A 25,323-nucleotide genomic window follows, 5' to 3' on the forward strand; every position below is an offset into this window, starting at 1 on the left:
GACATGCGGGACAGCAATTCGGCGCGGGGCGCGATCGTCTTCGAGACCGGCGTCGAATTTGCCGTGTGGTCGCATCATGCCGCGCAGATCGAACTCTGCCTCTTCGAAAATGACGGCAACAGGGAATTCGCGCGCCTGCCGATGGCCCGCGATGGCAACCATACCCATCGCCTGTTCGTCGACGGCCTCGGGCAGGGCGCCCGCTACGGCTATCGCGCCGACGGCATCTATGCGCCCGACAACGGCCTCTGGTTCGACCCGTCCAAACTGCTGATCGATCCCTACGCCAGGGAAATCGACCGGCCGTTCCGCTACGATCCCCGCCTCGGCCTCTACGGCGAGGACAGCCAGGATCTGATGCCGAAGGCGATCGTCACCACCGATACCCCAGCCGCAATCGGCAAGCCGCTCTTCAAACCGGGCTGTTTTATCTATGAAGTGGCGGTGCGGCCCTTCACCATTCTTCACCCCGATGTGCCGGAGGCCGAGCGCGGTACCGTCGCAGCCCTTGCCCATCCATCGGTGATCGCGCATCTGAAGCGGATCGGGGTCGATGCCGTCGAACTGATGCCGATCACCGCCTGGATCGATGAGCGCCACTTGCCGCCGCTCGGTCTCACCAACGGCTGGGGCTACAACCCGGTCGGTTTGATGGCGCTCGATCCGCGAATTGTCCCCGGCGGCATGGCCGAGCTGCGCAAGACCGTTGCCGCCCTCCATGCCGAAGGCATCGCCGTCATCCTCGATCTCGTCTTCAACCATACCGGCGAGAGCGATCGTTATGGCGCGACGCTGTCGCTGCGCGGCCTCGACAACCTGCATTATTATCGCCACGCCCCGAACAGCCCCGGCGAACTCATCAATGATACCGGCACCGGCAACACGATCGCCTGCGATCATCCCGAGGTCAGGCGCCTCGTCATCGACAGCCTGCGCCATTTCGTGCTCAACGCCGGCGTCGACGGTTTCCGCTTCGATCTCGCCCCGGTGCTGGGCCGCACCGCGAGCGGCTTCGAGCGCGATGGGGGAACGCTCGCCGCGATCTTGGCGGACAACGTGCTTGCCGACCGCATCATGATCGCCGAACCGTGGGATATCGGCCCGGGTGGTTACCAGCTCGGCAATTTCCCCAGCCCCTTTCTTGAATGGAACGACAGGGTTCGCGACCATCTGCGCTGTTACTGGCGTGGCGACCAATGGAAGACCGGCTCGCTCGCAACGGCGCTTGCCGGTTCCTCCGACATCTTCTCCCGCAATGACGGCAAAGGGACGCGCAGCGTCAATTTCCTCGCCGCCCATGACGGCTTCACGCTGATCGACCTCGTCTCCTATGCCGACAAGCACAATGACGCCAATGGCGAGCACAACCGGGACGGCCACAACGAGAACCATTCCTGGAACAATGGCGTCGAAGGCGAGACCCTCTATCCCACCATTCGCAAGCGCCGGATCAATGACGTGATGGCGCTGATATCAACGCTCTTTGCCACCCGTGGCAGCGTCATGCTGACGGCGGGTGACGAGGGCGGCCGCAGCCAGCACGGCAACAACAACGCCTATTGCCAGGACAATGAGATCACCTGGCTGGATTGGAAGGCGCTGAACGAGGATCTTATCGCCCATACCGCGTTCGTCGCGGGGCTGCGCCGCCGCTTTACGATTTTTTCCGAAACCGACTTCCTCTCCGGCAATGGCGATGTCGAATGGATCTCGCTCTCCGGCGAACCCATGACCGTTGCCGAATGGGAGACGCCATCGCTCTCGACCCTCGGCATGCTGCTCGCCACCGGCGACCGCTCCTCGCGCGGCAGAAAAACCCGGCTTGCCGTGCTTTTCAATCGCTCGGAGAGTCGCCAGCTCTTTACGCTTCCGTCGGAAAACGAGCCGGGCTGGCGCCAGCTAACGCCGGAGGGAGCGAAGAAGGCCGACGCCCGCGTGACCGTCGAGCCACGCTCGGTCGCCTTTTTCGTAGAAAAATGACCGCCTTCCCCCACTCACGCAAATCCTTGTCGCAATCGTCATAAATGCACGATAAGGCTTTGCCCGGCGGCTTTTCTCACGAGGAATTCATGGTCACGGAAATTTCACTCTCCGACGTGCGGGGATTGATCGGCATGGAAACGGGTCTTTCGGATTGGATCACCGTCGACCAGACAATGATCGACGCCTTTGCGGGGGCGACCGACGACCATCAGTTCATTCATGTCGATCCCCAGCGCGCGGCAGCCGAAAGCCCCTTCGGCGGCACCATCGCCCATGGTTTCCTGACGCTGTCCCTGCTGTCGGCGATGAATTACAATTGTCTGCCGAAAGTACGCGAGCAGACCATGGGCATCAACTACGGCTTCGACCGCGTCCGCTTCATGACGCCGGTCAAGAGCGGCGCCCGCGTGCGCGGCCGCTTCCTGCTCTGCGACGCCCGCTTCCGCGGCGGCGGCATGCTGATGACCACCTATGACGTGGCGATCGAAATCGAAAACGAGAAGAAGCCGGCGCTGACGGCAAAATGGATCACCATCATCCAGTTTGATCCGAAGGACCGCCCGGAAGACGGATAGGCAATCGCGGCTCTTGCTATTCCGGTGAATTGATCACCGCTTCGAGAGCATGTCCGTCCGGATCGATTACGAAGGCAGCATAATAATGCTCGCCATAGTGGGGCCTCAGACCTGGAGCGCCGTTGTCACGGCCGCCATGCGCGATTGCCGCCGCATGAAACCCGTCAACCGCTTGGCGACTTGGTGCGGCAAAGGCCAGATGAAAACCCGAACCCGGCGGACGCTGGCCATCAGGCCGATGCTTGATCGCCAACTTGTCCCCGCCGCCCGGAAGGCCGTAGCCGATTGCCTGGTCTGCTTCTCCCGGCCTGATATCGTCCCAGACCCTGACATAACCGAGCGCGGCAAGGGCGGCATCGTAAAATGCCGCCGACCGTTCGATATCGGAAACACCGAGGGAGGCATGGTGCAGCATTCGCCTATCCCCTGAACATGTACTTATGCAGTCGCGATCAGCCCGGTCTCAATGCCCGGCATCTTCCGCCGCCTCGGCCAAGAGGCCGAAGACGTAATCGGAAAACGACCGCCAGCACTCAACCCGGAACGTGTCTTCTTCCGTGCGGAAAAGTATGATCTCCGCCTTGCCGAAGACCGTGCGCGAGGCGGCGCCGACCGGAAAGGACGACAGCGACAGATCCTGCGGGCAGCCGGCCGCAAGCGTGGCCTCCGCACCCGGCCCGGAAACGATGACCGCCACGTTGCGGTGGGAGACGTCTGTCGCGGAATGCAGCGCGCCGGAGCTGGAACATGCCGCCATCAGATCGCCGCCCGCTTCGTCGATCAACAACCACTCGTCCGGCCCGATCCAGAGCGCCGAGCGCGCACCGGCGCGACCGGACGTTTTCGGAGCGGTCGGCACAGACAGGCCGAGAGCCAAAGAAAGTGCTTTGAGCGACCCTGCCGGCGCGCGCAGCGCCACTCGGCTTGCGGGCGGTGCGACGGCCAGGCGCACTGTGGCGGAGCCGCCGAGACGGCCGGCCAGCGCCGGCTTGCGAATTGCGACATCAGCCATGGATGCGGCCTCCTTCCTTGTCAAAGAACACCAGATCCGTCACTTCGACGGCGATCGTCCGGTCCGGCATCGGCACATAAAGCGTCTCGCCCATTCGCGCCCGGCCGCCGGCGACCAGCGCGAAGGCGATCGACCTGCCGCAATTTTCCGACCAATAGGCCGATGTGACGTGGCCGAGCATCGTCATCGGCTTCGGCTCGTTCGGGCTCGCGACCACCTGCGCGCCTTCTTCGAGCACCAGCTTCGGATCCTTGGTGACGAGGCCGACGAGCTGCTTGCGCCCCTCCTTGACGAGGTCCGGCCGCTGCAGCCCGCGAATGCCGACGAAGTCCTTCTTCTTCTTCGAAACGGCCCAGGCGACGCCCGCGTCATCGGGGGTCACGGTCCCGTCGGTATCCTGGCCGACGATGATATAGCCCTTCTCGGCGCGAAGAACGTGCATCGTCTCCGTACCGTAGACGCAGGCGCCGAGCGGTTCGGCATTGGCCCAGACCGCCTCGAGCACCGACTGGCCGTAATCGGCCGGCACGTTGATTTCGAAACCGATTTCACCGGTGAAGGAAACGCGGAAGAGCCGCGCCGGTACGCCGCAGACCGTGCACTCGGCAACGCTCATATGCGGGAAGGCCTCGTTCGAAAGATCGACCCCTTCGACGAGAGGCTCGACGATCGCGCGCGCCTTCGGCCCCTGTACGGCGATGACAGCCCATTGTTCGGTCACCGAGGTCAGCCACACCTTCAGATCCGGGAATTCCGTCTGCAGGTAATCTTCCATGTGATGGAGAACACGCGGTGCTCCGCCTGTCGTCGTCGTCACATGGAAACGGTCCTCCGCCAGGCGGCCGACGACGCCGTCGTCATAAACGAAGCCGTCCTCACGCGTCATGATGCCGTAGCGCGCCTTGCCGGGCTTCAGCGTGTCCCAGGCATTGGTGTAGATAAGATTGAGGAATTTCGCCGCATCCGGGCCTACAACCTCGATCTTGCCGAGCGTCGAGGCGTCGAAGATGCCTGCCGACTCGCGGGCCGTCCGGCACTCGCGCGCAACCGCCTGATGCATGGTCTCGCCCGATCGCGGATAGAACCAGGCGCGCTTCCAGTTGCCGACATCTTCGAAAACAGCGCCATGGGCTTCTTCCCAGCTGTGCAGCGGCGTCTTGCGCGTCGGATCGAACAGCTTTCCGCGCGAATGGCCGATCAGCGTACCATAGGTCACCGGCGTGTAGGGCGCGCGGAAGGTGGTGAGACCGACCCGCGGGATTTCCTTGCCGAGCATTTCCGCAGCAATCGCCAGGCCATGCATGTTGGAAAGCTTGCCCTGGTCCGAGGCCATGCCATTGGTCGTGAACCGCTTGATATGCTCGATCGAGTGCATGCCTTCGCGCACGGCAAGGCGGATATCCTTGGCGCAGACATCGTGCTGGAAATCGATGAAGGCCTTGGCGTTCGTCTTCGGCCCAGCGCCTTCGGCGGCGCCGATCATCCCGCCCGTCCAGTCATAGGGCTGCTCGGCCGAGATCGTGATTTTCCCGCCGCCGCTCTTGCCGGCGGCCTGCGCCATCAGTTCGCCGGCAGCAAGCGATTCCTCGACCGTCCGCTGCAAGTCGTCGGTGCCGTTGCAGGCGCCGACCGACAGGCAATCCTGCGCATAGGTGCCGGGCAGGAAGCGCTGACTTTCCGCTTCGAAGGCCACCTTGCCGCGCGACTGCGAGAACAGGTGCACGGATGGCGTCCAGCCGGCCGAAACCAGAAGCGCATCGACCGCGATCTTGCGCGCCGAACCGCCGCCGTTGCGCGCCACCGTCATCGATGAGATGCGCAGCCGCCCTGCCGTGTTGACGACCGACTGGCCTGTGAGAACATCGATGCCGAGCGAACGCGCCTCTGCCAGCACCGCCGCTCCCGGCGCCTGCCTGCAATCGACGATTGCGGCGATCGAAACGCCGGCCCGTTTCAGATCGAAAGCCGCCTCATAGGCGGAGTCATGCGCCGTGTAGATGCCGACATTGCTTCCGACGGCAACGCCGTAATGATTGAGATACATCCGCCCCGCCGACGCCAGCATGATGCCGGGCCGGTCGTTGTTCGGAAATACCATATGCCGCTCGATCGCGCCGGTGGCGAGGATCACCCGCTTGGCCCGGACCTGCCACAGCCGCTCGCGCGGCAGATCGCTCGATGGTTTGGCGATATGATCGGTGACGCGTTCGGCGAGGCCGACGAAATTATGGTTGTAGTAGCCGAAGGCGGTCGTGCGGATGAGCACCTCGACATTGTCCATTGCCTTCAGCCGCGCCACGGTTTTCTGCGCCCAGGCGTAACCATCCTGTCCGTCGATCCTGACGCCGGCATCGTAGCGCAGCGCACCGCCGGCTTCCGCCTGCTCGTCGCAAAGGATCACCTTCGCTCCGGTCTCGGCCGCGGCCAGCGCCGCCGAAAGCCCGGCAACACCGGCGCCGACCACCAGCACGTCGCAATGGGCGTAGCGGCTGGCATAATGGTCCGGATCCTCCTCCGTCGGCGCGACGCCGAGACCGGCAGCGCGGCGAATGAACGGCTCGTAGACGTGTTTCCAGGCCGCGCGCGGCCACATGAAGGTCTTGTAGTAGAAGCCGGCAGCGAAGAACGGCGACATCAGATTGTTGACCGCACCGACATCGTAGGCCAGCGAGGGCCAGCGGTTCTGCGACTGGACGATCATGCCGTCGAAGATTTCCTGCACCGTGGCGCGCACGTTCGGCTGCTTGCGCGCCTTGTCGCGGGCGACGTCGATCAGCGCGTTCGGCTCTTCGGCCCCTGCCGAGAGGATGCCGCGCGCCCGGTGATATTTGAACGAACGGCCGACGAGATGAATGCCATTGGCGATCAGCGCCGAGGCCACGGTATCGCCTTCGAGCGCGGTATAGCTCTGGCCGTCGAAGCTGAAGCGCGCGGTCTTTGCAGGCGTCAGACGCCCCTTGCCGACGATACGATTTGCGCCGCTCATTGCGCCTCTCCTTCCACGGCTTCATAGGTCTCGACAGGCCCGTGCTGTTCGGCCTCGGCACCGATCCGCGGCTTCGGTTCGCCTGCCTTATAGGTCATGATGAACTTGTCGCTCACCGTATCGCGCGCCGCGTTGAAGAAGCGGCCGCATCCGTGAATATGCCGCCAGCGCTCGAAGATCAGCCCCTTCGGGTTGTCGCGCAGAAAGAAATACTCTTCGAATTCCTCGTCCGAGATCGAGGCGATATCGGCCGGCCGCACGATATGCGCGTCACCCGCGCCGCGGAATTCGAGCTCGGAACGCTCTTCCTGACAATAAGGGCAATGGATCAGCAGCATGTGAGATTTCCTTCTCCTCCCCTTCTCCCGAGCAGGAAGAAGGTACGTTCAAGGCGGATGAGGGCGTGAATACCGAAAGGAGGGGGCATTTGAGCGAACACGTTCATCATCAGTGCGCCACCGCCGCAGCCGCCGCTTCATCGATCAGCCGGCCGCTGCGGAAGCGTTCCAGCGTCAGGCCGGCATTGAACTTGTGCGCTTCATCGCGGGCGATCAGGTGCGCAAAGAGATTGGCCGAGCCGGGCGTCGCCTTGAAGCCGCCGGTGCCCCAGCCGCAATTGACGTAAAGCCCGGGTACCGGCGTCTTCGACTGGATCGCCGAACGGTCCGGCGTATTGTCGACGATGCCGCCCCATTGCCGCATCATCTTGACGCGCCGGAACATCGGAAAGAGTTCGCAGATGGCGTCGAGCGTATGCGTGATGATCTGCAACCCGCCGGTCTGGGAATAGGAATTATACTGGTCGGTACCGGCGCCGATGACGAGTTCGCCCTTGTCGGACTGCGAGATATAGGCATGCACCGTGTTCGACATGACGACGCAGGGGAAGATCGGCTTCAGCGGCTCGGAGACCAGCGCCTGCAGCGGGCTCGATTGCAGCGGCACGCGCACATCCGCCATCTTCATGATTGTCGATGTATGGCCCGCGGCCGATACGCCGACCTTTCTGGCGCCGATGAAGCCGCGCGAGGTCTCGACCCCGGTCACCCGTCCGTCCGGACCGCGCCGGATGCCGGTCACTTCGCAGTTCTGAATGATGTGCACGCCTCGATCGGAGGCTGCCCGCGCATATCCCCAGGCCACCGCATCGTGCCGCGCCGTGCCGCCGCGCCGCTGCAGCGCCGCACCGTTGATCGGATAGCGCGCGCTGGCGGAGATGTCGAGCGGCGGACAATAGGCCTTGGCCTGCTCCGGCGTCAGCCATTCATTGTCGATGCCGTAGAGCCGGTTGGCGTGGATGTGTCGCTTGAAGGACTGCTGGTCGTGAATATTGTGCGAGAGCATCATCACGCCGCGCGGCGAATACATCACATTGTAGTTGAGCTCCTGTGAAAGCCCTTCCCAGAGCTTCATCGAATGCTCGTAAATGTGCATGCTCTCTTCATAGAGATAGTTCGAGCGGATAATGGTGGTATTGCGCCCGGTATTACCGCCGCCGAGCCAACCCTTCTCGATCACCGCCACATTGGTGATGCCGTGCTCCTTGGCAAGGTAATAGGCGGCTCCCAAGCCATGTCCGCCAGCGCCGATGATAACGACGTCGTATTCAGCGCGCGGCTCCGGCGAAGTCCACTGCTTCTCCCAACCTCTGTGGCCGCGAAGGGCCTCCCGCGCCACGGCAAAAACCGAATATTTCCGCATCCGCCTTCTTCTCCTTCGGGCAAGGGCTGTTCTCGCGCCCATACAAATCGCAAATCCAAATGCGGCACAACGGCTCTTTTGCGACGCGCAAGAGCTTTGGTTTTGACACTATGCGACATGATGCCGAAACTGCGCCATTTCGGGAGCCATTCTGCGGATCTCAGCCGACGTCGGAAGATGACGCAAAAGCCGCACGTCGGTCGATCGCCGCCGCCCTAGCCCAAGTGGGCGAGAAGACATGCAGTTGCTAAAATGTTAATTCACCCGGTGTTCCCGGGGTACATGTATCATGTGGGGTCGGCGTACATTACTCGCGGCGCTTTGCATCGTGCTTCCCAGCGCGCTGCCGGCGCCTGCCGCAGAACCGGTCGGCCAGGCTGTCGTCATCAGGACGGAGGTGACGGGACAAGGCGGGCCGATTGAGGTCAACACCAGCGTTCACCGCGACGAGCGTATCCGGACATCGCAATCCGGACTCGGCCAATTCCTGTTTCGCGACGGTACCAAGCTGGCGGTCGGCTGGGGCTCTTCGGTCGTCATCGACAAATATATCTTCGACGATTCACAATCCGTCAAGAAACTCACCATTAAGGCAGCGAAAGGTACCTTTCGCTGGGTCAGCGGCAATTCCCAATCCTCGGCCTACCAGATTCTGACGCCCGCCGGCACAATCGGCGTGCGCGGCACCGCATTCGATTTCTACGTGGGCCAAGACGGCACCACCGCCGTCGTCTTGCTGAACGGTGCGGCCAGCTTCTGCGGCCCGGGCGGCTGCCGCCAGTTGCAGCAGCGCTGCGATTGCGTCGTCGCCAAGCCGAACGGCGATATGTCGCCGGCCCGCCGGGTCGATCCGAGCGTTCTCGATACGCTCGGAAATCCCCGCGCCCTCCCCTTCCTCTCCGGCAACCAGCGGCTTGCAGGCGGCATCGGCATGCTCGGCGGCTGCAATATGGCCTCGGTTGCACCGGAAAGAAAAGACAGATTGCGACCTCCGCCGGCAATTGCCCCAGCTCCACAAAGACAGGATCCGCCGCAGAGACAGGCCGAGCCGCAAAAGGAGCGACCGAGCAAGCCCGATAAGCCCCATCATGACCATGACAGGCCCCATCATGACAAGCCGGATAGACCGGACAAACATGATGGCCATGGCCGGCATGACAATGACGGCAAGCCCGGAAATCACGGCGAGGATCATCGCGGGCACGACCGCGATCATCATGGACATCGCGATCACAATCATGATCATGATCACGACAACGATCGCAACCACGACAGGGATCGGAATTTCAATCGCGGGCGCTGAGGCCGTCAGTCTGCAGCGCTCTTTTCGATCCCCTCTGGCACTTCGCGGAAATGATCAGTCCTGCCAGATATGCGCTGGTAGAATTCCGACAAACCGCCGATCACCTGCACTGCCCTGAGCTTTGCCGTACCGATAAGCTTCCGGCTGTTCCTGGAATGCGATTGCAGGGCCTGCATAAGCTGCCGGTGAACGACCTCAAGCGCGGCGAATTCTTGGGATACCGCCACCCGTTCATCGCCGACGACGGCAAGGATCTGTGTCCGGCTGCTCTTCCCCTTGAGCGCAAGGGCGCCCGCTTCGATCAGCGCCATTCCCTGCACTGACCGTGCGGTGCTGTCGGAGATGAGAATATCGAAGCCGACTTCCTTGCAGGACGATTCAATGCGGGCTGCGACGTTGACCGCATCTCCGACTGCCGAATAGTTGAAGCGGGTCTTGGCGCCCATATTGCCGACGCAAGCAACGCCGGTATGGATGCCGATGCCGATGCCGACCTCCTGACCGGGTCCGAAGCCGAAGGCGTCGCTGGCGTTCAGTTCGGCGAGTGTCTCACGCATGGCGAGCGCCGTGCGAACCGCCTTGGTTTCGTGATCCGCAACATCAACCGGCGCATTCCAGAATGCCATGATCGAATCGCCGATAAACTTGTCGAGAGTACCTTCGTTAGCCACGACATGACGGCTCAGCGCGTCGAGCAATGTATTCAGGAAGGCAACGACATCAGTCGGCGCCAGCCGTTCGCTGATCTCGGTGAAGTTCCTGACGTCGACGAACATCACCGTCAGCTCCCGGTCATCTCCACCGAGGCGCAAGGCATCGCGGTTATGCTCAATGCGATGGAGCAGTGACGGAGAAAGATAATGTCCGAAGGCGCGCCGCACCTCGCGCCTTTCCCGGTCGATCACCAGAATGCGGAACGAGGTTGCCGCAAAATGGGTGATCGATCCGCTGATGATCGGAGCCAACGGATCGAGAAGAAGCCCCGCATAGAGGAAGGAGAACCAGGAGGCCACGAGCGCCATTGCGGTAATGAGCAGGCCGCAGACCAATGCGACGGCGGGACTGACGAAGGTTGTCACCACGACGAGTAGGCATCCGAGCACCGCGATCGTGAGGATTTCCAGCCCGTCCGCCCAATCGGGCCGCGACAGGAAACGGCCGGAGAGAATCTGTTCGACGGCCTGCGCATGCATCGAAACGCCGGGAACATTCTCGCCGAGCGCCGTGACACGGATGTCCTGCAGGCCTGCCGCCGAGGTGCCGACGAAGACGATGCTGCCGTCAATGGCGGCAGCGACCTCGGGAGAGGCGCCTCCGGCGGCGAGCACCTTGCGGGCGGAGATATAGCGCTCGGCCCGGTCGGGGCTGACATAGAGCCAGAATTCGCCCGCCGCCGTCAGCGGCACGACGAAATCGCCGATCTTTGCCGATGTCATCACGCCGGCGCGATCGGGCGCCCCGGTCAATACATACGTCGATACACCCTGCGCGACGCGCAGCGCTTCCACCGCGAGATTGGGATAGAGCTGCACGCCGTCGGTCAGGAACAACGGCACCGCCCGCACCACCGGCGAAGGATTGCCGGGATTGAGGCTGATGTGGCCGAGCCCTGCGGCATTGGCTTCCAGTTGCGGCCTGAGCGGCGTCGATGCGGCAAGGTAGGGCGGAGCCGAGACCGGGCTTTCCCCGGTGAAAGCAAAGCCCGCTTTGACAGGCGGCCGGTAACTGCCCTCGTTGGAAAGCCCGAAGCCGAGCACGACGGGTTTGCCGGAGATCGAGCGGGCAAAGATCTCGTCATTGTCGGGAAACTTCTCGGCCAGGGATGGATCAACCCCCGCGACCTCGCGCACCACGTTGCGCGGCGACAGCCGGTCCGGCTCTGAAAAGAGGACATCGAAGGCGATGGCCGCCGCGCCCATGTCAGAAAGCCGGTCCACCAGCAGAGCCAACCGATCCCGTGGCCACGGCCATTGACCGAATTCACGCAACGACGCCTCGTCGATATCGATCACGCGGACCGGCATGGGCTCGAATGTTCTCGGAAGCAGGCGCTGATACTCGTCGAAGGTCACGCCACGGATCAGCTTGAAGATCCCGGGATCGTCTGCCCGCAGCATCGTCAGGGCAGCCACGATCACCAGACCGATAACGACACCGATTTGCTGCACGCGCGTCATCATCCCAACCGGTGTCCCCCCTGCCAATCGACAGGCTACGCCGCTTTCTATCCGAACGCCATTCGCCCATGCGCTTGCGGCGCTTCTTTTCGCTTTCCAGCCTCCCGCTTCCCGCCGGTCGGCGCAACGGCGCCTTCAAATTCGGCGACGCCGTCTGTTCGGCCACGCTTTTGCTTGGACGACATGGCTTCGATCTTGCCGGGCGCGCGGTGAAATGTTCTTGTAACGGCGCGAAGCGCGAATGCTTTTAGATGGAAGAGTGAGGGGCTCCCGTGATTTCCGAAACCGCCGTGCGCCGCAGCGGCTATTGGCTGATCGTCGTCGTGCTGGCGATGCTTGCAGGACTGCCGCTTGCCGTCTGGCTCGACATCAGCGATCTCTCCGGAAATACCCTCAGACGCCAAGCACGCGATATGAGCTCGCTGATATCGAGCATCCGCTCCTATTATTCCGCCAATGTCGTCGGACGCGTTCTGGCCGCGCACGCCAGCGGCGCGACCGCAGGCACGGTCGTCTCTCACAACTACACCAATATCCCAGGCGCCATCCCACTGCCGGCAACACTTTCGCTGGAACTCGGCGACGTCATCAAGGAGCAGCAGGCCAACATCACATACCGCTTCGTCTCCGATCTGCCGTTCAAAAGCCGCGCTTCCCACGAGCTCGACGATTTCGAGAAACGAGCGCTTGCCGCGTTGCGCGCCAATCCGCAGCAGACGTTGAGCGACCTCAACCGCGTCGGATTGACCGATACCTTGCGGTTCATCACGCCCGTCGTCATGGGCCAGGCCTGCGTTGCCTGTCACAACAGCCACCCGGAAAGTCCGAAGACCGATTGGAAGGTCGGCGATGTGCGCGGCATTCAGGAAGTGGTCATCAAGCAGCCCTACGCAAGCAACGTCTTCGCCTTCAAATATCTGCTCTGCTATTTTCTTTTTGTCGCTATCATCGGCCTCAGCTTCATTCTGTTGCAGCGCCAGCAGGCCCGCGCGATCCACGGCGCCAATCGCGATCTCGAAGCGGCGAATGAATTTCTGGCGAGCGTTTCCCTGAAGATTTCGCGTTATCTCTCGCCGCAGATCTACAAAAGCATCTTCAGCGGACAGAAAGACGTCGTCGTCCATACCGAACGCAAGCGCCTGACGATTTTTTTCTCCGACATCAAGGATTTCACCGCGACCACCGAGCGGCTGCAGCCGGAAGCGTTGACGGAAATGCTCAACGAATATCTGACCGAAATGTCGAACATTGCCCTCGCCCATGGCGGCACAGTGGACAAGTTCATCGGCGATGCCATGCTGGTCTTCTTCGGCGACCCGGAAACGAAGGGTCCGGAGGAAGATGCGAAAGCCTGCCTGCGAATGGCCGTCGACATGCAGCGCCGCCTCGGGGAGCTCAAAGACAGATGGCGCAGAAACGGCACCGAGGAGCCTTTCGTCGTGCGCATGGGAATTAACAGCGGTTATTGCAACGTCGGCAATTTCGGCAGCAGCGATCGCATGGACTATACGATCATCGGCGCGGAGGCCAATCTCGCGGCAAGGCTGCAGTCGATCGCCCAGGGCGGAGAAATCGTCATCAGCTACGAAACCTATGCGCTGGTGAACGAGATCGTCGACGCTCACCCTTTGCCGCCGATCACCATGAAGGGCATCCAGCGCGAGGTCGTGCCCTATGCCGTCGATGGACTGACGCTCGGCGCCGACCACAAGAGCCGGGTTCTGAGCGAACATCTCTCGGGTCTCGACCTGCATCTGGATATGAGCCGGCTGGAGCCTGCCGATCGACTCCGGGTCAGAACGGCGCTCAAGGAGGCAATCGCCGCCCTGGACGACGCCCTGCCGGAAGCGGCTCGCTTGAGACAGGATGCCGGGCAGATGTGATTTTTCCAGCTGCCTCCGATATCCATCTGGACTTCCCCTACTCGATCTGCTATCCCGCATCACCAATCGCAAGGCCGCGGCCGCGCGAACGTTATATTTTTGCCCCTGGCGCTGCGCTGCCTCAGGCATCAACCAAACCAAAGGAACGTGATTCTCGTGCAGGTACTTGTCCGCGATAACAATGTCGATCAGGCTCTCCGCGCTCTCAAGAAGAAGATGCAGCGCGAAGGCATTTTCCGCGAAATGAAGATGCGCGACTATTACGAGAAGCCGTCGCAGAAGCGTGCTCGCGAAAAGGCCGAGGCTGTTCGCCGCGTTCGCAAGCTGGCCCGCAAGCGCGCCCAGCGCGAAGGTCTGGTCGCACGCTAAGCGTTGCCGTCGTTTTTTCGACGTTTTCAGATGCATTGTGGCGGGGGCGATGGGTTCGCCGCCGCCTTTTTAGTTTGCCGCTGAAGATCAGCATATCCCAGTGTTGGATATGCCGCATGGGGAAAGCGAGCCCGAATGGCTGATACCACCTTCAATCCGTCCCGCGCCTGGCGCTTTCAGAAAACCGCATTCCTGCCGGCTTTGACGCTGGCGGCCATGGTCGGTCTCGCCGGCTGCGAGACGACCAATACGACGGATGCCGTAATCCGCATCGACAAGGCGCAGGGCTCGGAAGAAAACATCGCGTCGCTGACGGCTGTTATCAACGCCAATCCGAGGGATCCCGAAGGGTATAATGTCCGCGGTTCCGCCTACGGCCGTGGCGGCCAGTTCCGCCAGGCGCTGAACGATTTCAACACGGCATTGCAGATCAATCCGCGCTTCTTCCAGGCCTACGCCAATCGCGCGCTCGTCTATCGCAACATGGGCCAGCAGCAACAGGCGATTGCCGACTACAATGCCGCCCTGCAGATCAATCCGAGCTACGACGTCGCCTATATCGGCCGCGGCAATGTCTATCGCATGGCCGGCCAGGACGATGCAGCTTTCAATGATTTCAGCAAGGCGATCCAGCTCGGCACGACCGATGGCCGCGCCTATCACAATCGTGGCCTGATCTACCAGAAGCGCAATCAGCAAGACAAGGCCATCGATGATTTCTCGAAGGCCATCTCGCTCGCGCCGAATTCGCCCGAGCCCTATAATGGCCGCGGCATCTCCTACATCGCGCTGAATGACGACGACAACGCGTTTGCCGATTTCAATCACGCAATCGATCTCAACGGCAACATCGCCGAATCCTGGGCCAACCAGGCTCTTGTCTACGAACGCCGCGGCGACAAGGCCAAGGCTGCCCGCTCCTATCGCCATGCGGTCGGGCTTGACCCGAAATACCAGCCGGCCCGTGATGGTCTCGCCCGAGTCGGCGCTCCAGCCGGCTAAGGATGTGAATTGGGGCGGCCGGAACATCGGACGCCCCAGAACCTTGGCATTGCAAGAAAATCTCCGGCAACCGCTTAATCGATGACCGGGCCGGTGCGCGCGCAACAACGGACAGCGGGAGCGTGCCGTCATGAAGGCGGCCGCATCGCTTTGAAAAGAGGGGCGGAAAACCCCGCTGCGGTCTTCGATGGCATGTCATACGATGTTGCAACCTGCTTTTGCTCCCCCTAACATGCGGCTGCTTCGATAGCCCGCTATCGGGGTGTGCGAAAACACGTTGAGGGCGGTTTGCGAGAGATGCGGATCTTTGCTTTCCTGACCGCAGACGAAAACTGTTGCGGACAGCGCGCACAGCAGCGCCGCGCGTCTTTCAGGACGCACAAAGGACGCGGCAATACCGGGACTTGTAGCGGCGGCGCGCAATAAATGAAGATCGTCGCACTGTTTTTTCCCAAAGCCTCGATCGGCACCTATCTGGTCGCCATGGCGGTGGCGATCGCGCTGCCGATCTTCGCCTTCGTGGCGCTGCTTCTGCTGCAGCTGGAGGACAACCAGCGCTCGACGCTGAAGCGCGAGACGGCGCAGGACGCGCTTGCCCTTTCGCGCATCATCGATCGCCAGCTTCAGGACATGGCGACGACGTTACGGCTGCTGTCGAGCTCCCCGGAGCTCGAAAACGGCGACCTCGCCTCCTTCCACGAACGCACAGAAACGGCTCTGCGGAACAATGCGTTCTATGTCCTCGCCGTCGACCGCAATGGTCAGCAACTGCTGAACACGCGCCGGCCCTTCGGCACTCCGCTCGGAAAGACGGCAAACATCGCCGCCCTCGATGCCGCAATGAGATCCGGCCAAATCGAGGCGTCCGATGTTTTTCGCGGCAGAACCAGCGGCGAGTGGGTCTACAACGTCACTTTGCCAAGAGAGGGCGATCCTGTCGCCGCCCTCATCATCACCCAGGACGCCAGGGATCTCGGCCGGCTGGTGACGACCCAGGGTCTTGCCCCCGGTTGGTCGGCCGCCGTTCTCGACCAAAGCGGCCACGTGGTCGTTGCCGCAGGTCCCGCCGCCCTCAAGCCCGGCACCCCCTTCGATCCGCGCATCCTGCCGGCGCTTGGTTTTTCCCGAGGGGTCTTCGAAGATAAGTCGATCCTGCCGCACATGCTTCTCGGTTATGCACAAATTCCCGGCTGGTCTTGGAAGACGGTGATCTGGGGGCCGGTGGCGCAGGCTTCGATTCTCAGCACCTGGCGTTTCCTCATCATCGGCGGCGTCGCGCTCGTGCTCGTCGCGGTGCTGGCCGCCTATGCCGTCGCGAGACAGGTCCGCACCACCATCCGCGAGATCGCCGACATGGCGAACCGCATGGGCCAGGGCCATATCGTCTCACCCGTTGAAACGAGCGTCATCGAGGCGAACCAGGTGGCGATCGCTCTTTCGAATGCCTCATTCGATCGCAGCCAGACCGAAGACCGGTTGCGCTTCGTCATGCATGAACTCGTCCACCGCACCAAGAACCTTCTCACGCTTGCTCAGGCCATGATGCGCCAGCTCGCCAAACAGGCCGACAGCGTCGAAACCTTTCAAGCCGCCGTCGCCGACCGCCTTGAGGGCCTGGTGCGTTCGATCGAGCTTCTGACCAGCGAGCAATGGGGAGGCGTGTCGCTCCGGCGGGTCGTTGACATCCATCTGCAGGCCTTCCCGCAATCGCGCGAACAGATCGAAATCACCGGCGATGATTTCGTCCTGAAGCCGGATGCAGTGCAGAATCTCGGCCTTGCCCTGCATGAGCTCGCCACCAATTCTGTGAAATATGGTGCGCTCTCCGTCCCGCAGGGCCGCGTCCGCTTCAACTGGCACGATGTCAGGGACGAAGACAAGGCGGATGCCCTGCTCCGCTTCACCTGGGAAGAGCGCGGCGGCCCGCCGGTCACAGAGCCCTCGCGCTCTGGCTTCGGCACGACCGTCATCAAGGCGCATGCCGCTTCCGCCTTCCGAGGCGCGGTTCAGGTCGATTTCCGGCCCGAAGGCCTGTTATGGGTGCTGATAGCCCAGCGCGCCGCGCTGGAGCGGGAATAACCCAGGAACAATCGCCACCGCAACCCGTTTCGAACAGGTCGTTCCAAGGAGAAGGACCATGTTCAAGCAAACGATGATCGCCGCCGCGGCACTGGTTGCCGCTGCCTTGGCAAGCCCGGCGAGTGCGGAAAGTTATGTGACGCTTGGCCGTCTGGTCTGCGGATCGGATGGCGGTCAGGGCCTGATCGTCACCTCGCAGAAGAACCTCATCTGCACCTATACGCCGGCATCCGGCGGCGCCAAGGCCGTCTATGCCGGAAAAATCGAGAAGTTCGGCCTCGACATCGGCCAGACGGGCAAGAGCGTGATGATCTGGCAGGTCCTGGCAAAGACCGGCACCGATATGCCGCAATTCGCCCTTGCCGGCGAATATTACGGTGTCGGCGCCGATGCGAGCATCGGTGCGGGCGCCGGCGCCAAAGTGATCGCCGGCGGCACCAATAAGGCTTTCATGCTGCAGCCGCTGAATGTCCAGGCGCAGGAAGGGCTGAACCTGGCGATCGGCGTCGAGAAGATGACGCTGGCGCCGGGCGAGATATGAGAAAAGCCGCCCAAAAAGGGGCGGCTCATCGGCTCAATGCGCGATCGCCTTATTAATGTCTTCGGTCATTTTCTTGGCGTCCCCGAGCAGCATCATCGTGCCGTCCTTGTAGAACAGCGTGTTGTCGATGCCGGCATAACCCGAACCAAGCGAGCGCTTGACGAACAGGCAGGTCTTCGCCCGATCGACATCGAGGATCGGCATGCCGTAGATCGGCGAGGTCTTGTCGTCGCGCGCCGCCGGATTGGTGACGTCATTGGCGCCGATGACATAGGCAACATCGGCCTGGGCGAACTCCGAATTGATGTCTTCGAGCTCGAAGACCTCGTCATAGGGAACATTGGCTTCGGCCAGCAGCACATTCATATGGCCGGGCATGCGGCCTGCGACCGGGTGGATCGCATATTTCACCTCGACGCCGTTCTTCTTCAGATTGTCGGCAAGTTCGCGCAGCGCATGCTGGGCCTGGGCGACCGCCATGCCATAACCCGGCACGATGATGACCTTCGAGGCATTCGCCATCAGATAGGCCGCATCCTCGGCGGAGCCGAGCTTGACCGTCTTGTCTGATGTGTCCGGCCCGCCGGATGCCGTCTCGCCGCCGAAGCCGCCGAGAATGACCGAGACGAAGGACCGGTTCATGCCCTTGCACATGATGTAGGAGAGAATGGCGCCGGAGGAGCCGACAAGCGCGCCGGTGATGATCAGCGCCAGATTGCCGAGGGTGAAGCCGATGCCGGCCGCAGCCCAGCCGGAATAGGAGTTCAGCATGGAGACAACGACGGGCATGTCGGCGCCGCCGATCGGCACGATCAGCAGGACACCGAGCGCCAGCGACAGCGCCACGACGGCCCAGAAGTCGAAATGGCTTTCGGTAGCGGCAAGGCCGATGATGAAGAGCACGATCAGCGCCAGCAGGGTTGCATTGATCAAATGCCGGTAGGGCAGCAGGATCGGCTTGCCGGACATGCGCCCGTCGAGCTTCAGGAAGGCGATGATCGAGCCGGTGAAGGTGAGCGCCCCGATCGCGACGCCCAGCGCCATTTCGATGCGCGCCTCGGTGTGGATATGGCCGATCTCGCCGATGCCGAAGGAGGCGGGCGTATAGAGCGCGGAGGCGGCCACCAGCACGGCGGCGAGGCCGACCAGTGAGTGGAAACCGGCGACGAGCTGCGGCATCGAGGTCATGGCGATGGTGCGAGCGACATAGGCGCCGACGCTGCCGCCGATGGCAAGGCCGAGGATGATCAGCACGAAGCCGCCGAAGTTCGGGGTCGCCAACACCAGCGTCGTCAGGATGGCGATCCCCATGCCGATCATGCCGTAGAGATTGCCCTTGCGGCTGGTGGCCGGATGCGACAGGCCGCGCAGCGCCAGGATGAAGAGCACGCCGGAAACGAGGTAGAGGAAAGCTGCGATATTGGTCATCGATCCCTCACCGGTCCTTCTTGCGGTACATCGAAAGCATGCGCTGAGTGACCAGGAAGCCGCCGAAGATGTTGACCGAGACCAGCACCAGGGCAACGAAGCCGAAGCCGGTCGCAAGCCCGCTCGTGGAGATGCCGACCGCCAGAAGCGCGCCGACGACGATGACCGAGGAGATCGCGTTGGTCACCGCCATCAGCGGCGTATGCAGCGCCGGTGTCACTGACCAGACGACGTAATAGCCGACGAAAATCGACAAGACGAAGATCGCCAGCTGGAAGACGAAGGGATCGATCGCCCCGCCCGTTGCCGCACTTGCCGCTTCGGGGGCATGCGCGGCTGCGGTGGCGACGGCCGTCACGGCGTCGTTCAACTGCTGCAGCGCTCTGTCCATTGCTTCACTGGCCATCACATGTCTCCCTTCTTCGCGCCGCCGAAGGCGGGATGCACCACGTCGCCGGCATAGGTCAGCATCGTTGCCTTGACGAGCTCGTCATCGAGGTTGACGACGACAGCCTTCGTTTCCTTGTTGACCATCGTCTCGAGGAAGGTGACGAGGTTCTTGGCGTAAAGCGCCGAGGCGCTGGCCGCGACCCGGCCAGGCATATTGGCGAAGCCGATCACGCTGACGCCTTCGACATCCGCGATCTCGCCGGTAACGACGCCCTCGATATTGCCGCCGCGCTCGACCGCGAGGTCGACGGCGACCGCACCCGGCTTCATCGAGGAAAGCATGGCGCGCGAAACGAGCCGCGGCGCCGGCCGGCCGGGAATAAGAGCGGTGGTGATGACGATATCCTGCTTGGCGATGTGTTCGGCGACGAGCGCCGCCTGCTTCGCCTGATAATCGGCCGACATTTCCTTGGCATAACCGCCGGCCGTTTCCGCCGCCTTGAACTCCTCGTCCTCGACGGCGATGAACTTGGCGCCGAGCGAGGCAACCTGCTCCTTGGCGGCCGGGCGAACGTCGGTGGCCGAGACCGCAGCACCGAGGCGCCGCGCCGTGGCGATCGCTTGCAGACCGGCGACGCCGGCACCCATGACGAAGACCTTGGCAGCCGGCACGGTGCCTGCCGCCGTCATCATCATCGGCATGGCGCGGTCATAGACCGCGGCCGCCTCGATGACGGCCTGGTAGCCGGCGAGATTGGCCTGAGAGGAGAGCACGTCCATCGACTGGGCGCGGGTGATGCGCGGCATCAGCTCCATGGCGAAAGCCGAAAGCCCGGCATTTGCGAGTGCGGCAATCGCCTCGTCATTGCCGTAGGGGTCCATGATCGCGATGACAACAGCGCCGCTCTTATAGCCCGCGATTTCCGATGGGCTCGGGCGGCGCACCTTGAGCACCACGTCGGCGGAGGCTGCATCGGCAAAACTGCCGATCCTGGCGCCTACGGCCTCGAACTCAGCGTCCGGAATGCGCGAAGCCGCACCGGCGCCCGCCTCCACGATGATGTCGAAGCCGAAGCCCTTCATCTTCTTCACGGTCTCGGTGGAGGCCGCCACACGCGCCTCCCCGTCCGTGACTTCCTTTGCAACGAAAACAATATTGCCCAACTGCCCCCTCCTCCGGGTCAGCCAGACCGCCGCAGGCTCGCCTGCGCAGGCCAAGCATCTAATTCAGAAGGCTTCGGAGAAGCCTCCCCTCCCCTTAGAGCGCCTGCGTCCCCCCGGACGCACAAAGACGCTCCAACTCCCTGAATAGACACATCGTGTTTGCCGAAAATCGATTGCGATTTTCAGGGCCGATGCGCCAGCCGATCAGCGGAACAGGAAGATGCCGGCGGCGAGAAGAACGATGAAGACGAAGAGCCCACCGAGAAGGCCGGCGCCGCCGAAGAAACCGGCGGTCATCGCGAGCAGGAGAACAACGAGAAGCATCGTGCCGTATTTCGTGCCGGCAATGAACATGTTGTAGGTCTGCTCATGTTCCTTGTAATCCATCGGCGCGCCGGTCTCGACCGGTCCGGTATGATGTTCGGCCATAAATATCGTCTCCCTGAAATGCTCTTGCGCTGCCTGATTCCCTCTTAGGCCGAGGGAAGTCCCTGCCTGCAGGAATTACACAATGACAGGCGAAAGCGCAATGCATGAGAATGCCGCAGCCCGCGGTTCCAAACCACCTTCTTCCGCAAGGAAAAATACGTGAGGGCGCCGGCTGCGGATCTCGTCACCGCTGCATAACCTCTCCTCATTCGCAGAGCAGGAGAAATTACAGCGGCAGGTCGGTGCCGAGTTCACCTTGCGGCACGAAGCGCGCCGTCGGAATGATGGTAAGCGGCGGCAGCGTATCGTGGGGAGTGCGCGAAAACATCATGCGCTGTTCGCTGGCGCTGGAGATGAAGAAGGGATAGCGCGTCAACAGCTTGCGCCCGACCTCCACCACATTCGTCGCCATCAGCGTCACATCAACCCCGTAACTCTCCGCCAGTCGGCCGGGCACGATCGTATCGGCATAGAAGACCCGCTTGTAGAAGGCGGCATGCGGGGGCCGGACGGACTGAATGACGCGGTCAGCCCGGAAATACGCTGCCGCGACGATGGCGGGTCTCAGCGTCAGATAGGGGACCCATGGCATGTTGGCGGTGAGCTCCGGATCGGCCGCGAAACGCGCCGGGTCGATCAAGGTCAGCCCGGCGTCCAAAAGCTCATCCATCGCCTCGGGAAAGGCCTCTCCGGACCGGCTGATACGATGCTCCGGCGTCACATAATGAATTCGGATCGTACTGACCAGTTCGCCATAATAGTAGAGACCGAAGATATAGGCATGGCTGTCGAAATCGACATCGTCCAATAGGCCTTCCGGGGCAAGCGACAGCGCGCCGTGGGCCTTGTAGGCCTTGTAGCGCAGCCGCTCCACCTCCTCCATGTCTTCGCTGCTTTCGACACGGCGATATTCGACATGATCCAGAATTTCCAAAATTTTCGTACTGAAATCACTACGCGTGAACAGTGTGTCTGACATATTTTGATCCACTCGTTAACGGATCATTAATCATACAGCAGCGAAATTTAGGCAAGGAAATCCGGTAATTCGGACCGTTTATAAACTATTAAGGTTAACGGCGGGGGCGTCACGAGGAAAATCGGCGGCTGCCGAGTGCTCAGGCGACCTTGTTGCGGCGACGTTGGACGGCGCGGCGGCCGACGCCCTGTTGCAGGAGCGGGATGTTCTGGGAAGGCACCGGCTGCGAGAAAACATAGCCCTGCACCAGATCGGTGCTGCGGTGCTTGTTGAGCAGAGCGAGCTGCTCCTCGGTCTCGACCCCCTCGATGACGATCTTGAGGCCGAGCTCGCGCGCAAGATTGACCGTGCCGCGCAAGAGCTTGAGGCGACGGGTATCCTCGACGATATTGCGCACGAAGGAACGGTCGATCTTGACGATATCGAGCGGCAGCGTGTCGAGGTAGCTGAGGCTGGAGAAGCCGGTGCCGAAATCGTCGATCGCGATGGTGATGCCGCGGGCTCTGAGTTCCGCCAGGATGGCGCGCACAGCCTGCGGCTCGTCGATGAGGCAGCTTTCGGTGACTTCGAGATGCAGCCGCGCCGCGTCGAGCCCGGAATGGGCAAGCGCGTCGGCGACCACCGACAGAATGTCGGCATCGCGCAAATCTCGCGCCGAGAGGTTGACTGAGACGGCGATGTGCTCCGGCCAGGTCATGCATTCGCTGCAGGCCTTGAACAGCACGAAACGGGTGATGTCGGAGATGATGCCCATATCCTCGGCGAGCCGAATGAAGACATCAGGCGGAATCGAGCCCTTCTCCGGATGCACCCAACGCGCCAACGCCTCGGCGCATTCGATGCGCGAGCCGTCGGCTCGGAACATTGGCTGGAAGACGAGATGCAGCGCCTGGGCAGAGACCGCCTCGCGAAGGTCTGCTTTCAGCTTCTGCTGCTCGATATAGCGCCCGTCCATCTCGCGCTCGAAGCCTGATATGCCGCCCCTGAAGCGCGACTTGCTCTCGAACAGCGCAAGATCCGCCTTGACGCTCCATTCGTCCATCGCGAAAGCGGAACTTTCGAGAATGGCGTAACCAGCACTGAGCGAAATGAGGAAGGTCAGCTCATCGACCTCATAATGGCCTTGGATCGCAGCGTGCACGCGGCGGATCTCGAGGTCGAGTGAGGCCGGCTCCTTCGCATGCGGGAAGAACAGGATGAACTGGTCGCCCATCAGCCGGCCGAGGATCGCGTTGCCACAGACCTGTTTGATGCGGGCGGCGATGGCGCAAAGCAGATGGTCGCCAGTGACGTGACCGCGCATGTCGTTGACATGTTTGAACTCATCGATATCGAGGACCATAAAGCCGAGTGGCCCCGATTTCCTCGAATGTTTGGCGAGATACTCCTGCACCAGCTGGCCGAAATATTCGCGGTTCGGCAGGCCGGTCAGCGCATCGAAGCGGACCATGTGCATGATCTTCTGCTCGGCCTTCACACGGCTGGATACGTCTTCGAAGATCAGCACCGCGCCACCGTCGGCCCTGCGGCTGGCTGAGAATTCGAGCGACAGGCTCTCGGGAAAATGAACGAGCGTGCGCGACAGGTTGCCTTCGGCCACCTGGGTGAGCTGGCGCAGGATGAGCTCCGGCTGTGAGGCGTCCATGAAGCTGTAGCGTGCGCCATAGCGCAGCACGGCGCCAAGATCGCGATCCTTCAGCCGCTCCGGCGCACCGATTTTCAGCAGTTCGCAGGCCTTGCGGTTGACAACCTGGATGCGGTTTTCGGCATCGACCATGACGAGGCCATGCGGCATGTTGTTGAGCGCCGTGTCGAAACGGTCGGCGATGATGGTGATTTCCCGGCGCGCGATAACATTCTCATACAGGAATTCGCGCACGCCGTTCGCCATCGCCCGCGTCGTCAGCCAGAAGGGGATGAGAAAGATCGACAGGACGCCGCGATAGAAATCCAGCGCCAGCAGGCTGCAGACGATCATCGGCAGGCAGCAGAAGAACGTCTGGAGGTCGACTGCGAAGCGCGAGCCGTAGTTGCGCCCGACAACGGAAACCATCGTCGCCATGGTGACGGAAATGCAGGCAAGCTCCGCAAAGGAATCATGCACGACGAAGATGGCGTAGCCGCTGGCGAAGCCGAGAAGAGCGGTGGTGCACGATCCAGCGGCAACGAGAACCCGCTCCCAACGCTCGATTCCGGCGCGCGACAGGCTTTGTTTGTCGACACGATCGAACTGCCGGAAGATGGCCATGCGAGCGCTGAAGACCAGAAGGAAGGCGACCGACAGCAGGATGTAGATGGAGTACTGCGTCTTGGCAGCCACCGCAAGGCATGTCGCGACATGGACGATCACGCCGACGAGAAGCGTCATGCGGTTCCCGGAAAGGGAGCTCACAAACGACAAATACACATCAATAGGGACCCTGTTCGGGTTATCTGGCTTCATCCACACTTTCCCTGTGCGCGGGGATTCTAAGCCCAACCCTTTAAAAATTGATTTCAATCGAATCAAACATTTGGGCAAATTTTCTAAAACCAGCGGATGAACACCACAGCTTACGCGAGATAATGCATCCTACTGGCGAGAATCAGAAAATAATTTATCCACGCTTGGGTTGTTAAAACATTGGCAGACCATAGAGGCTGCCTGTTGCGACTTAGACTATGCTCCAACGCGAGGCATTTATCCTTCCAATTTCAAAAGCCGTGGTCTACACCGATTCCAAAGAGGGAAAGCTGCCGAAAAACGGCAGGACAAAAATAAGGGAAACGAATGTCGAGACTTCTGGCGGCAAGCCGGCTGATTGATTCGGTCAGTCGGATCATGGGCGAACTTTCCGAATATATGATCCTGTTCTGCTGTCTCATCAGCGCCGGTAATGCCATCGTCCGCTACACCTTCAACTACAGTTCGAACGGTTGGCTTGAGATCCAGTGGTACCTCTTCGCCTTCGCCGTCATGCTCGGCGCCTCGCATGCGCTGCGCAACAATGAGCACGTTCGTGTCGACCTGATTTATGGCGCAGTGTCCGAGAAGGCGAAGATCTGGATCGACATCGTCGGCCTCATCCTGTTCCTCATCCCCGTCTGCGTCTTCCTGACCTGGCTCTGCTGGCCCTTCTTCGCGCTTTCCTACCGGCAGGGGGAAATATCGGGCAATGCCGGTGGGCTGATCCGCTGGCCCGTCAAGCTGATCCTCGTCGCCGGCTTCGCACTGCTTTCCCTTCAGGGCGTTTCCGAGCTGATCAAGCGGATCGCAGCGCTGACCGGCCAAATCAGCATCGACACCAAATACGAAAAGCCGCTGCAGTAGCGCGCCTGGGGG

The 25,323-nt window shown here is 61.8% G+C and carries 21 protein-coding genes; 9 read left to right on the top strand and 12 right to left on the bottom strand.

Annotated elements, in window-relative coordinates:
* Positions 1–3 precede the first annotated feature (3 nt).
* Both glgX and AMK00_RS18555 read left to right on the top strand, forming a co-directional pair.
* A complete protein-coding gene (gene glgX / locus AMK00_RS18550) occupies positions 4–1,980 on the top strand; it encodes a glycogen debranching protein GlgX (RefSeq protein ID WP_064811344.1) in 1,977 nt (658 codons plus the stop codon).
* An 89-nt stretch (positions 1,981–2,069) separates the two neighbouring features.
* Positions 2,070–2,558, top strand: a complete 489-nt coding sequence (locus AMK00_RS18555) for a MaoC family dehydratase (protein WP_064811765.1) — start codon at positions 2,070–2,072, stop codon at positions 2,556–2,558.
* Positions 2,559–2,574: 16 nt separating this feature from the next.
* On the opposite strand, the gene AMK00_RS18560 is transcribed toward AMK00_RS18555, so the two are convergent.
* The 5 genes from AMK00_RS18560 to AMK00_RS18580 form a co-directional block, all read right to left on the bottom strand.
* Entirely contained in the window at positions 2,575–2,973 is a 399-nt protein-coding gene (locus tag AMK00_RS18560; RefSeq protein WP_064811345.1) for a VOC family protein, read from the bottom strand.
* A 48-nt stretch (positions 2,974–3,021) separates the two neighbouring features.
* The gene (locus AMK00_RS18565) at positions 3,022–3,570 is read right to left on the bottom strand and encodes a sarcosine oxidase subunit gamma (RefSeq protein ID WP_064811346.1); all 549 of its coding nucleotides are present in this window, start codon (positions 3,568–3,570) and stop codon (positions 3,022–3,024) included.
* On the bottom strand, positions 3,563–6,556 hold the full coding sequence (locus AMK00_RS18570) for a sarcosine oxidase subunit alpha (protein ID WP_064811347.1): 2,994 nt from the start codon (positions 6,554–6,556) through the stop codon (positions 3,563–3,565). Before AMK00_RS18570 ends, AMK00_RS18565 begins: the two co-directional genes overlap by 8 nt.
* On the bottom strand, positions 6,553–6,894 hold the full coding sequence (locus tag AMK00_RS18575) for a sarcosine oxidase subunit delta (RefSeq protein WP_064804970.1): 342 nt from the start codon (positions 6,892–6,894) through the stop codon (positions 6,553–6,555). The genes AMK00_RS18570 and AMK00_RS18575 overlap by 4 nt, the downstream gene beginning before the upstream one ends.
* 109 nt (positions 6,895–7,003) lie before the next feature.
* On the bottom strand, positions 7,004–8,257 hold the full coding sequence (locus AMK00_RS18580; protein ID WP_011426818.1) for a sarcosine oxidase subunit beta family protein: 1,254 nt from the start codon (positions 8,255–8,257) through the stop codon (positions 7,004–7,006).
* Between the two features lie 289 nt (positions 8,258–8,546).
* Here AMK00_RS18580 and AMK00_RS18585 point away from each other — a divergent pair, with 289 nt between their 5' ends.
* Entirely contained in the window at positions 8,547–9,560 is a 1,014-nt protein-coding gene (locus AMK00_RS18585; RefSeq protein ID WP_064811348.1) for a FecR family protein, read from the top strand.
* 5 nt (positions 9,561–9,565) lie between these two features.
* Here the strand turns inward: AMK00_RS18585 and AMK00_RS18590 are convergent, their stop codons facing one another.
* The gene (locus AMK00_RS18590; protein WP_064811766.1) at positions 9,566–11,737 is read right to left on the bottom strand and encodes a CHASE2 domain-containing protein; all 2,172 of its coding nucleotides are present in this window, start codon (positions 11,735–11,737) and stop codon (positions 9,566–9,568) included.
* A gap of 332 nt (positions 11,738–12,069) precedes the next feature.
* On the opposite strand from AMK00_RS18590, the gene AMK00_RS18600 reads away from it, so the two are divergent.
* From AMK00_RS18600 to AMK00_RS18620, 5 genes are all read left to right on the top strand, one after another.
* Positions 12,070–13,620 carry an adenylate/guanylate cyclase domain-containing protein gene (locus tag AMK00_RS18600; RefSeq protein WP_237350483.1) on the top strand — a complete coding sequence of 517 codons (1,551 nt, stop codon included), beginning with the start codon at positions 12,070–12,072 and terminating at the stop codon, positions 13,618–13,620.
* 156 nt (positions 13,621–13,776) lie between these two features.
* Entirely contained in the window at positions 13,777–13,989 is a 213-nt protein-coding gene (rpsU, locus tag AMK00_RS18605) for a 30S ribosomal protein S21 (RefSeq protein ID WP_003585885.1), read from the top strand.
* Positions 13,990–14,124: 135 nt separating this feature from the next.
* Positions 14,125–14,991, top strand: coding sequence for a tetratricopeptide repeat protein (locus AMK00_RS18610; RefSeq protein WP_064804978.1), 867 nt, complete (start codon positions 14,125–14,127; stop codon positions 14,989–14,991).
* 426 nt (positions 14,992–15,417) lie between these two features.
* Complete coding sequence (locus AMK00_RS18615; RefSeq protein ID WP_064811351.1) at positions 15,418–17,070, top strand: sensor histidine kinase; 1,653 nt, start codon at positions 15,418–15,420, stop codon at positions 17,068–17,070.
* 58 nt (positions 17,071–17,128) lie between these two features.
* Positions 17,129–17,611: a DUF992 domain-containing protein gene (locus AMK00_RS18620; protein ID WP_064804982.1), complete on the top strand. Its 483-nt coding sequence runs from the start codon at positions 17,129–17,131 to the stop codon at positions 17,609–17,611.
* Between the two features lie 33 nt (positions 17,612–17,644).
* Here the strand turns inward: AMK00_RS18620 and AMK00_RS18625 are convergent, their stop codons facing one another.
* The 6 genes from AMK00_RS18625 to AMK00_RS18650 all read right to left on the bottom strand — a co-directional run bounded on the left by AMK00_RS18625 (position 17,645) and on the right by AMK00_RS18650 (position 24,444).
* Positions 17,645–19,039 (bottom strand): NAD(P)(+) transhydrogenase (Re/Si-specific) subunit beta, encoded by a 1,395-nt coding sequence (locus AMK00_RS18625; RefSeq protein ID WP_064811352.1) that lies wholly within the window; start codon positions 19,037–19,039, stop codon positions 17,645–17,647.
* Between the two features lie 7 nt (positions 19,040–19,046).
* Positions 19,047–19,445, bottom strand: a complete 399-nt coding sequence (locus tag AMK00_RS18630; RefSeq protein WP_003582338.1) for a proton-translocating transhydrogenase family protein — start codon at positions 19,443–19,445, stop codon at positions 19,047–19,049.
* Positions 19,445–20,593, bottom strand: a complete 1,149-nt coding sequence (locus tag AMK00_RS18635; RefSeq protein WP_064811353.1) for a Re/Si-specific NAD(P)(+) transhydrogenase subunit alpha — start codon at positions 20,591–20,593, stop codon at positions 19,445–19,447. The genes AMK00_RS18630 and AMK00_RS18635 overlap by 1 nt, the downstream gene beginning before the upstream one ends.
* 204 nt (positions 20,594–20,797) lie before the next feature.
* Positions 20,798–21,022 carry an aa3-type cytochrome c oxidase subunit IV gene (locus AMK00_RS18640; RefSeq protein WP_011426827.1) on the bottom strand — a complete coding sequence of 75 codons (225 nt, stop codon included), beginning with the start codon at positions 21,020–21,022 and terminating at the stop codon, positions 20,798–20,800.
* 226 nt (positions 21,023–21,248) lie between these two features.
* Positions 21,249–22,001, bottom strand: a complete 753-nt coding sequence (locus tag AMK00_RS18645) for an N-acyl amino acid synthase FeeM domain-containing protein (protein WP_064811354.1) — start codon at positions 21,999–22,001, stop codon at positions 21,249–21,251.
* Between the two features lie 139 nt (positions 22,002–22,140).
* The gene (locus tag AMK00_RS18650) at positions 22,141–24,444 is read right to left on the bottom strand and encodes a putative bifunctional diguanylate cyclase/phosphodiesterase (RefSeq protein WP_064811355.1); all 2,304 of its coding nucleotides are present in this window, start codon (positions 24,442–24,444) and stop codon (positions 22,141–22,143) included.
* A gap of 327 nt (positions 24,445–24,771) precedes the next feature.
* On the opposite strand from AMK00_RS18650, the gene AMK00_RS18655 reads away from it, so the two are divergent.
* Positions 24,772–25,311, top strand: a complete 540-nt coding sequence (locus tag AMK00_RS18655; RefSeq protein WP_064811356.1) for a TRAP transporter small permease subunit — start codon at positions 24,772–24,774, stop codon at positions 25,309–25,311.
* Positions 25,312–25,323 lie beyond the last annotated feature (12 nt).

This window comes from Rhizobium sp. N621 (assembly GCF_001664325.1).
GTDB classification, from domain to species: domain Bacteria; phylum Pseudomonadota; class Alphaproteobacteria; order Rhizobiales; family Rhizobiaceae; genus Rhizobium; species Rhizobium esperanzae.

Excerpts from the sequence above, each read along its gene's own strand:
- glgX (WP_064811344.1), top strand. The coding sequence starts at position 4 with ATGCGGGACAGCAATTCGGCGCGGGGCGCGATCGTCTTCGAGACCGGC.
- AMK00_RS18555 (WP_064811765.1), top strand. The coding sequence starts at position 2,070 with ATGGTCACGGAAATTTCACTCTCCGACGTGCGGGGATTGATCGGCATG.
- AMK00_RS18560 (WP_064811345.1), bottom strand. The coding sequence starts at position 2,973 with ATGCTGCACCATGCCTCCCTCGGTGTTTCCGATATCGAACGGTCGGCG.
- AMK00_RS18565 (WP_064811346.1), bottom strand. The coding sequence starts at position 3,570 with ATGGCTGATGTCGCAATTCGCAAGCCGGCGCTGGCCGGCCGTCTCGGC.
- AMK00_RS18570 (WP_064811347.1), bottom strand. The coding sequence starts at position 6,556 with ATGAGCGGCGCAAATCGTATCGTCGGCAAGGGGCGTCTGACGCCTGCA.
- AMK00_RS18575 (WP_064804970.1), bottom strand. The coding sequence starts at position 6,894 with ATGCTGCTGATCCATTGCCCTTATTGTCAGGAAGAGCGTTCCGAGCTC.
- AMK00_RS18580 (WP_011426818.1), bottom strand. The coding sequence starts at position 8,257 with ATGCGGAAATATTCGGTTTTTGCCGTGGCGCGGGAGGCCCTTCGCGGC.
- AMK00_RS18585 (WP_064811348.1), top strand. The coding sequence starts at position 8,547 with ATGTGGGGTCGGCGTACATTACTCGCGGCGCTTTGCATCGTGCTTCCC.
- AMK00_RS18590 (WP_064811766.1), bottom strand. The coding sequence starts at position 11,737 with ATGACGCGCGTGCAGCAAATCGGTGTCGTTATCGGTCTGGTGATCGTG.
- AMK00_RS18600 (WP_237350483.1), top strand. The coding sequence starts at position 12,070 with ATGCTTGCAGGACTGCCGCTTGCCGTCTGGCTCGACATCAGCGATCTC.
- AMK00_RS18610 (WP_064804978.1), top strand. The coding sequence starts at position 14,125 with ATGGCTGATACCACCTTCAATCCGTCCCGCGCCTGGCGCTTTCAGAAA.
- AMK00_RS18615 (WP_064811351.1), top strand. The coding sequence starts at position 15,418 with ATGAAGATCGTCGCACTGTTTTTTCCCAAAGCCTCGATCGGCACCTAT.
- AMK00_RS18620 (WP_064804982.1), top strand. The coding sequence starts at position 17,129 with ATGTTCAAGCAAACGATGATCGCCGCCGCGGCACTGGTTGCCGCTGCC.
- AMK00_RS18625 (WP_064811352.1), bottom strand. The coding sequence starts at position 19,039 with ATGACCAATATCGCAGCTTTCCTCTACCTCGTTTCCGGCGTGCTCTTC.
- AMK00_RS18630 (WP_003582338.1), bottom strand. The coding sequence starts at position 19,445 with ATGGCCAGTGAAGCAATGGACAGAGCGCTGCAGCAGTTGAACGACGCC.
- AMK00_RS18640 (WP_011426827.1), bottom strand. The coding sequence starts at position 21,022 with ATGGCCGAACATCATACCGGACCGGTCGAGACCGGCGCGCCGATGGAT.
- AMK00_RS18645 (WP_064811354.1), bottom strand. The coding sequence starts at position 22,001 with ATGTCAGACACACTGTTCACGCGTAGTGATTTCAGTACGAAAATTTTG.
- AMK00_RS18650 (WP_064811355.1), bottom strand. The coding sequence starts at position 24,444 with ATGAAGCCAGATAACCCGAACAGGGTCCCTATTGATGTGTATTTGTCG.
- AMK00_RS18655 (WP_064811356.1), top strand. The coding sequence starts at position 24,772 with ATGTCGAGACTTCTGGCGGCAAGCCGGCTGATTGATTCGGTCAGTCGG.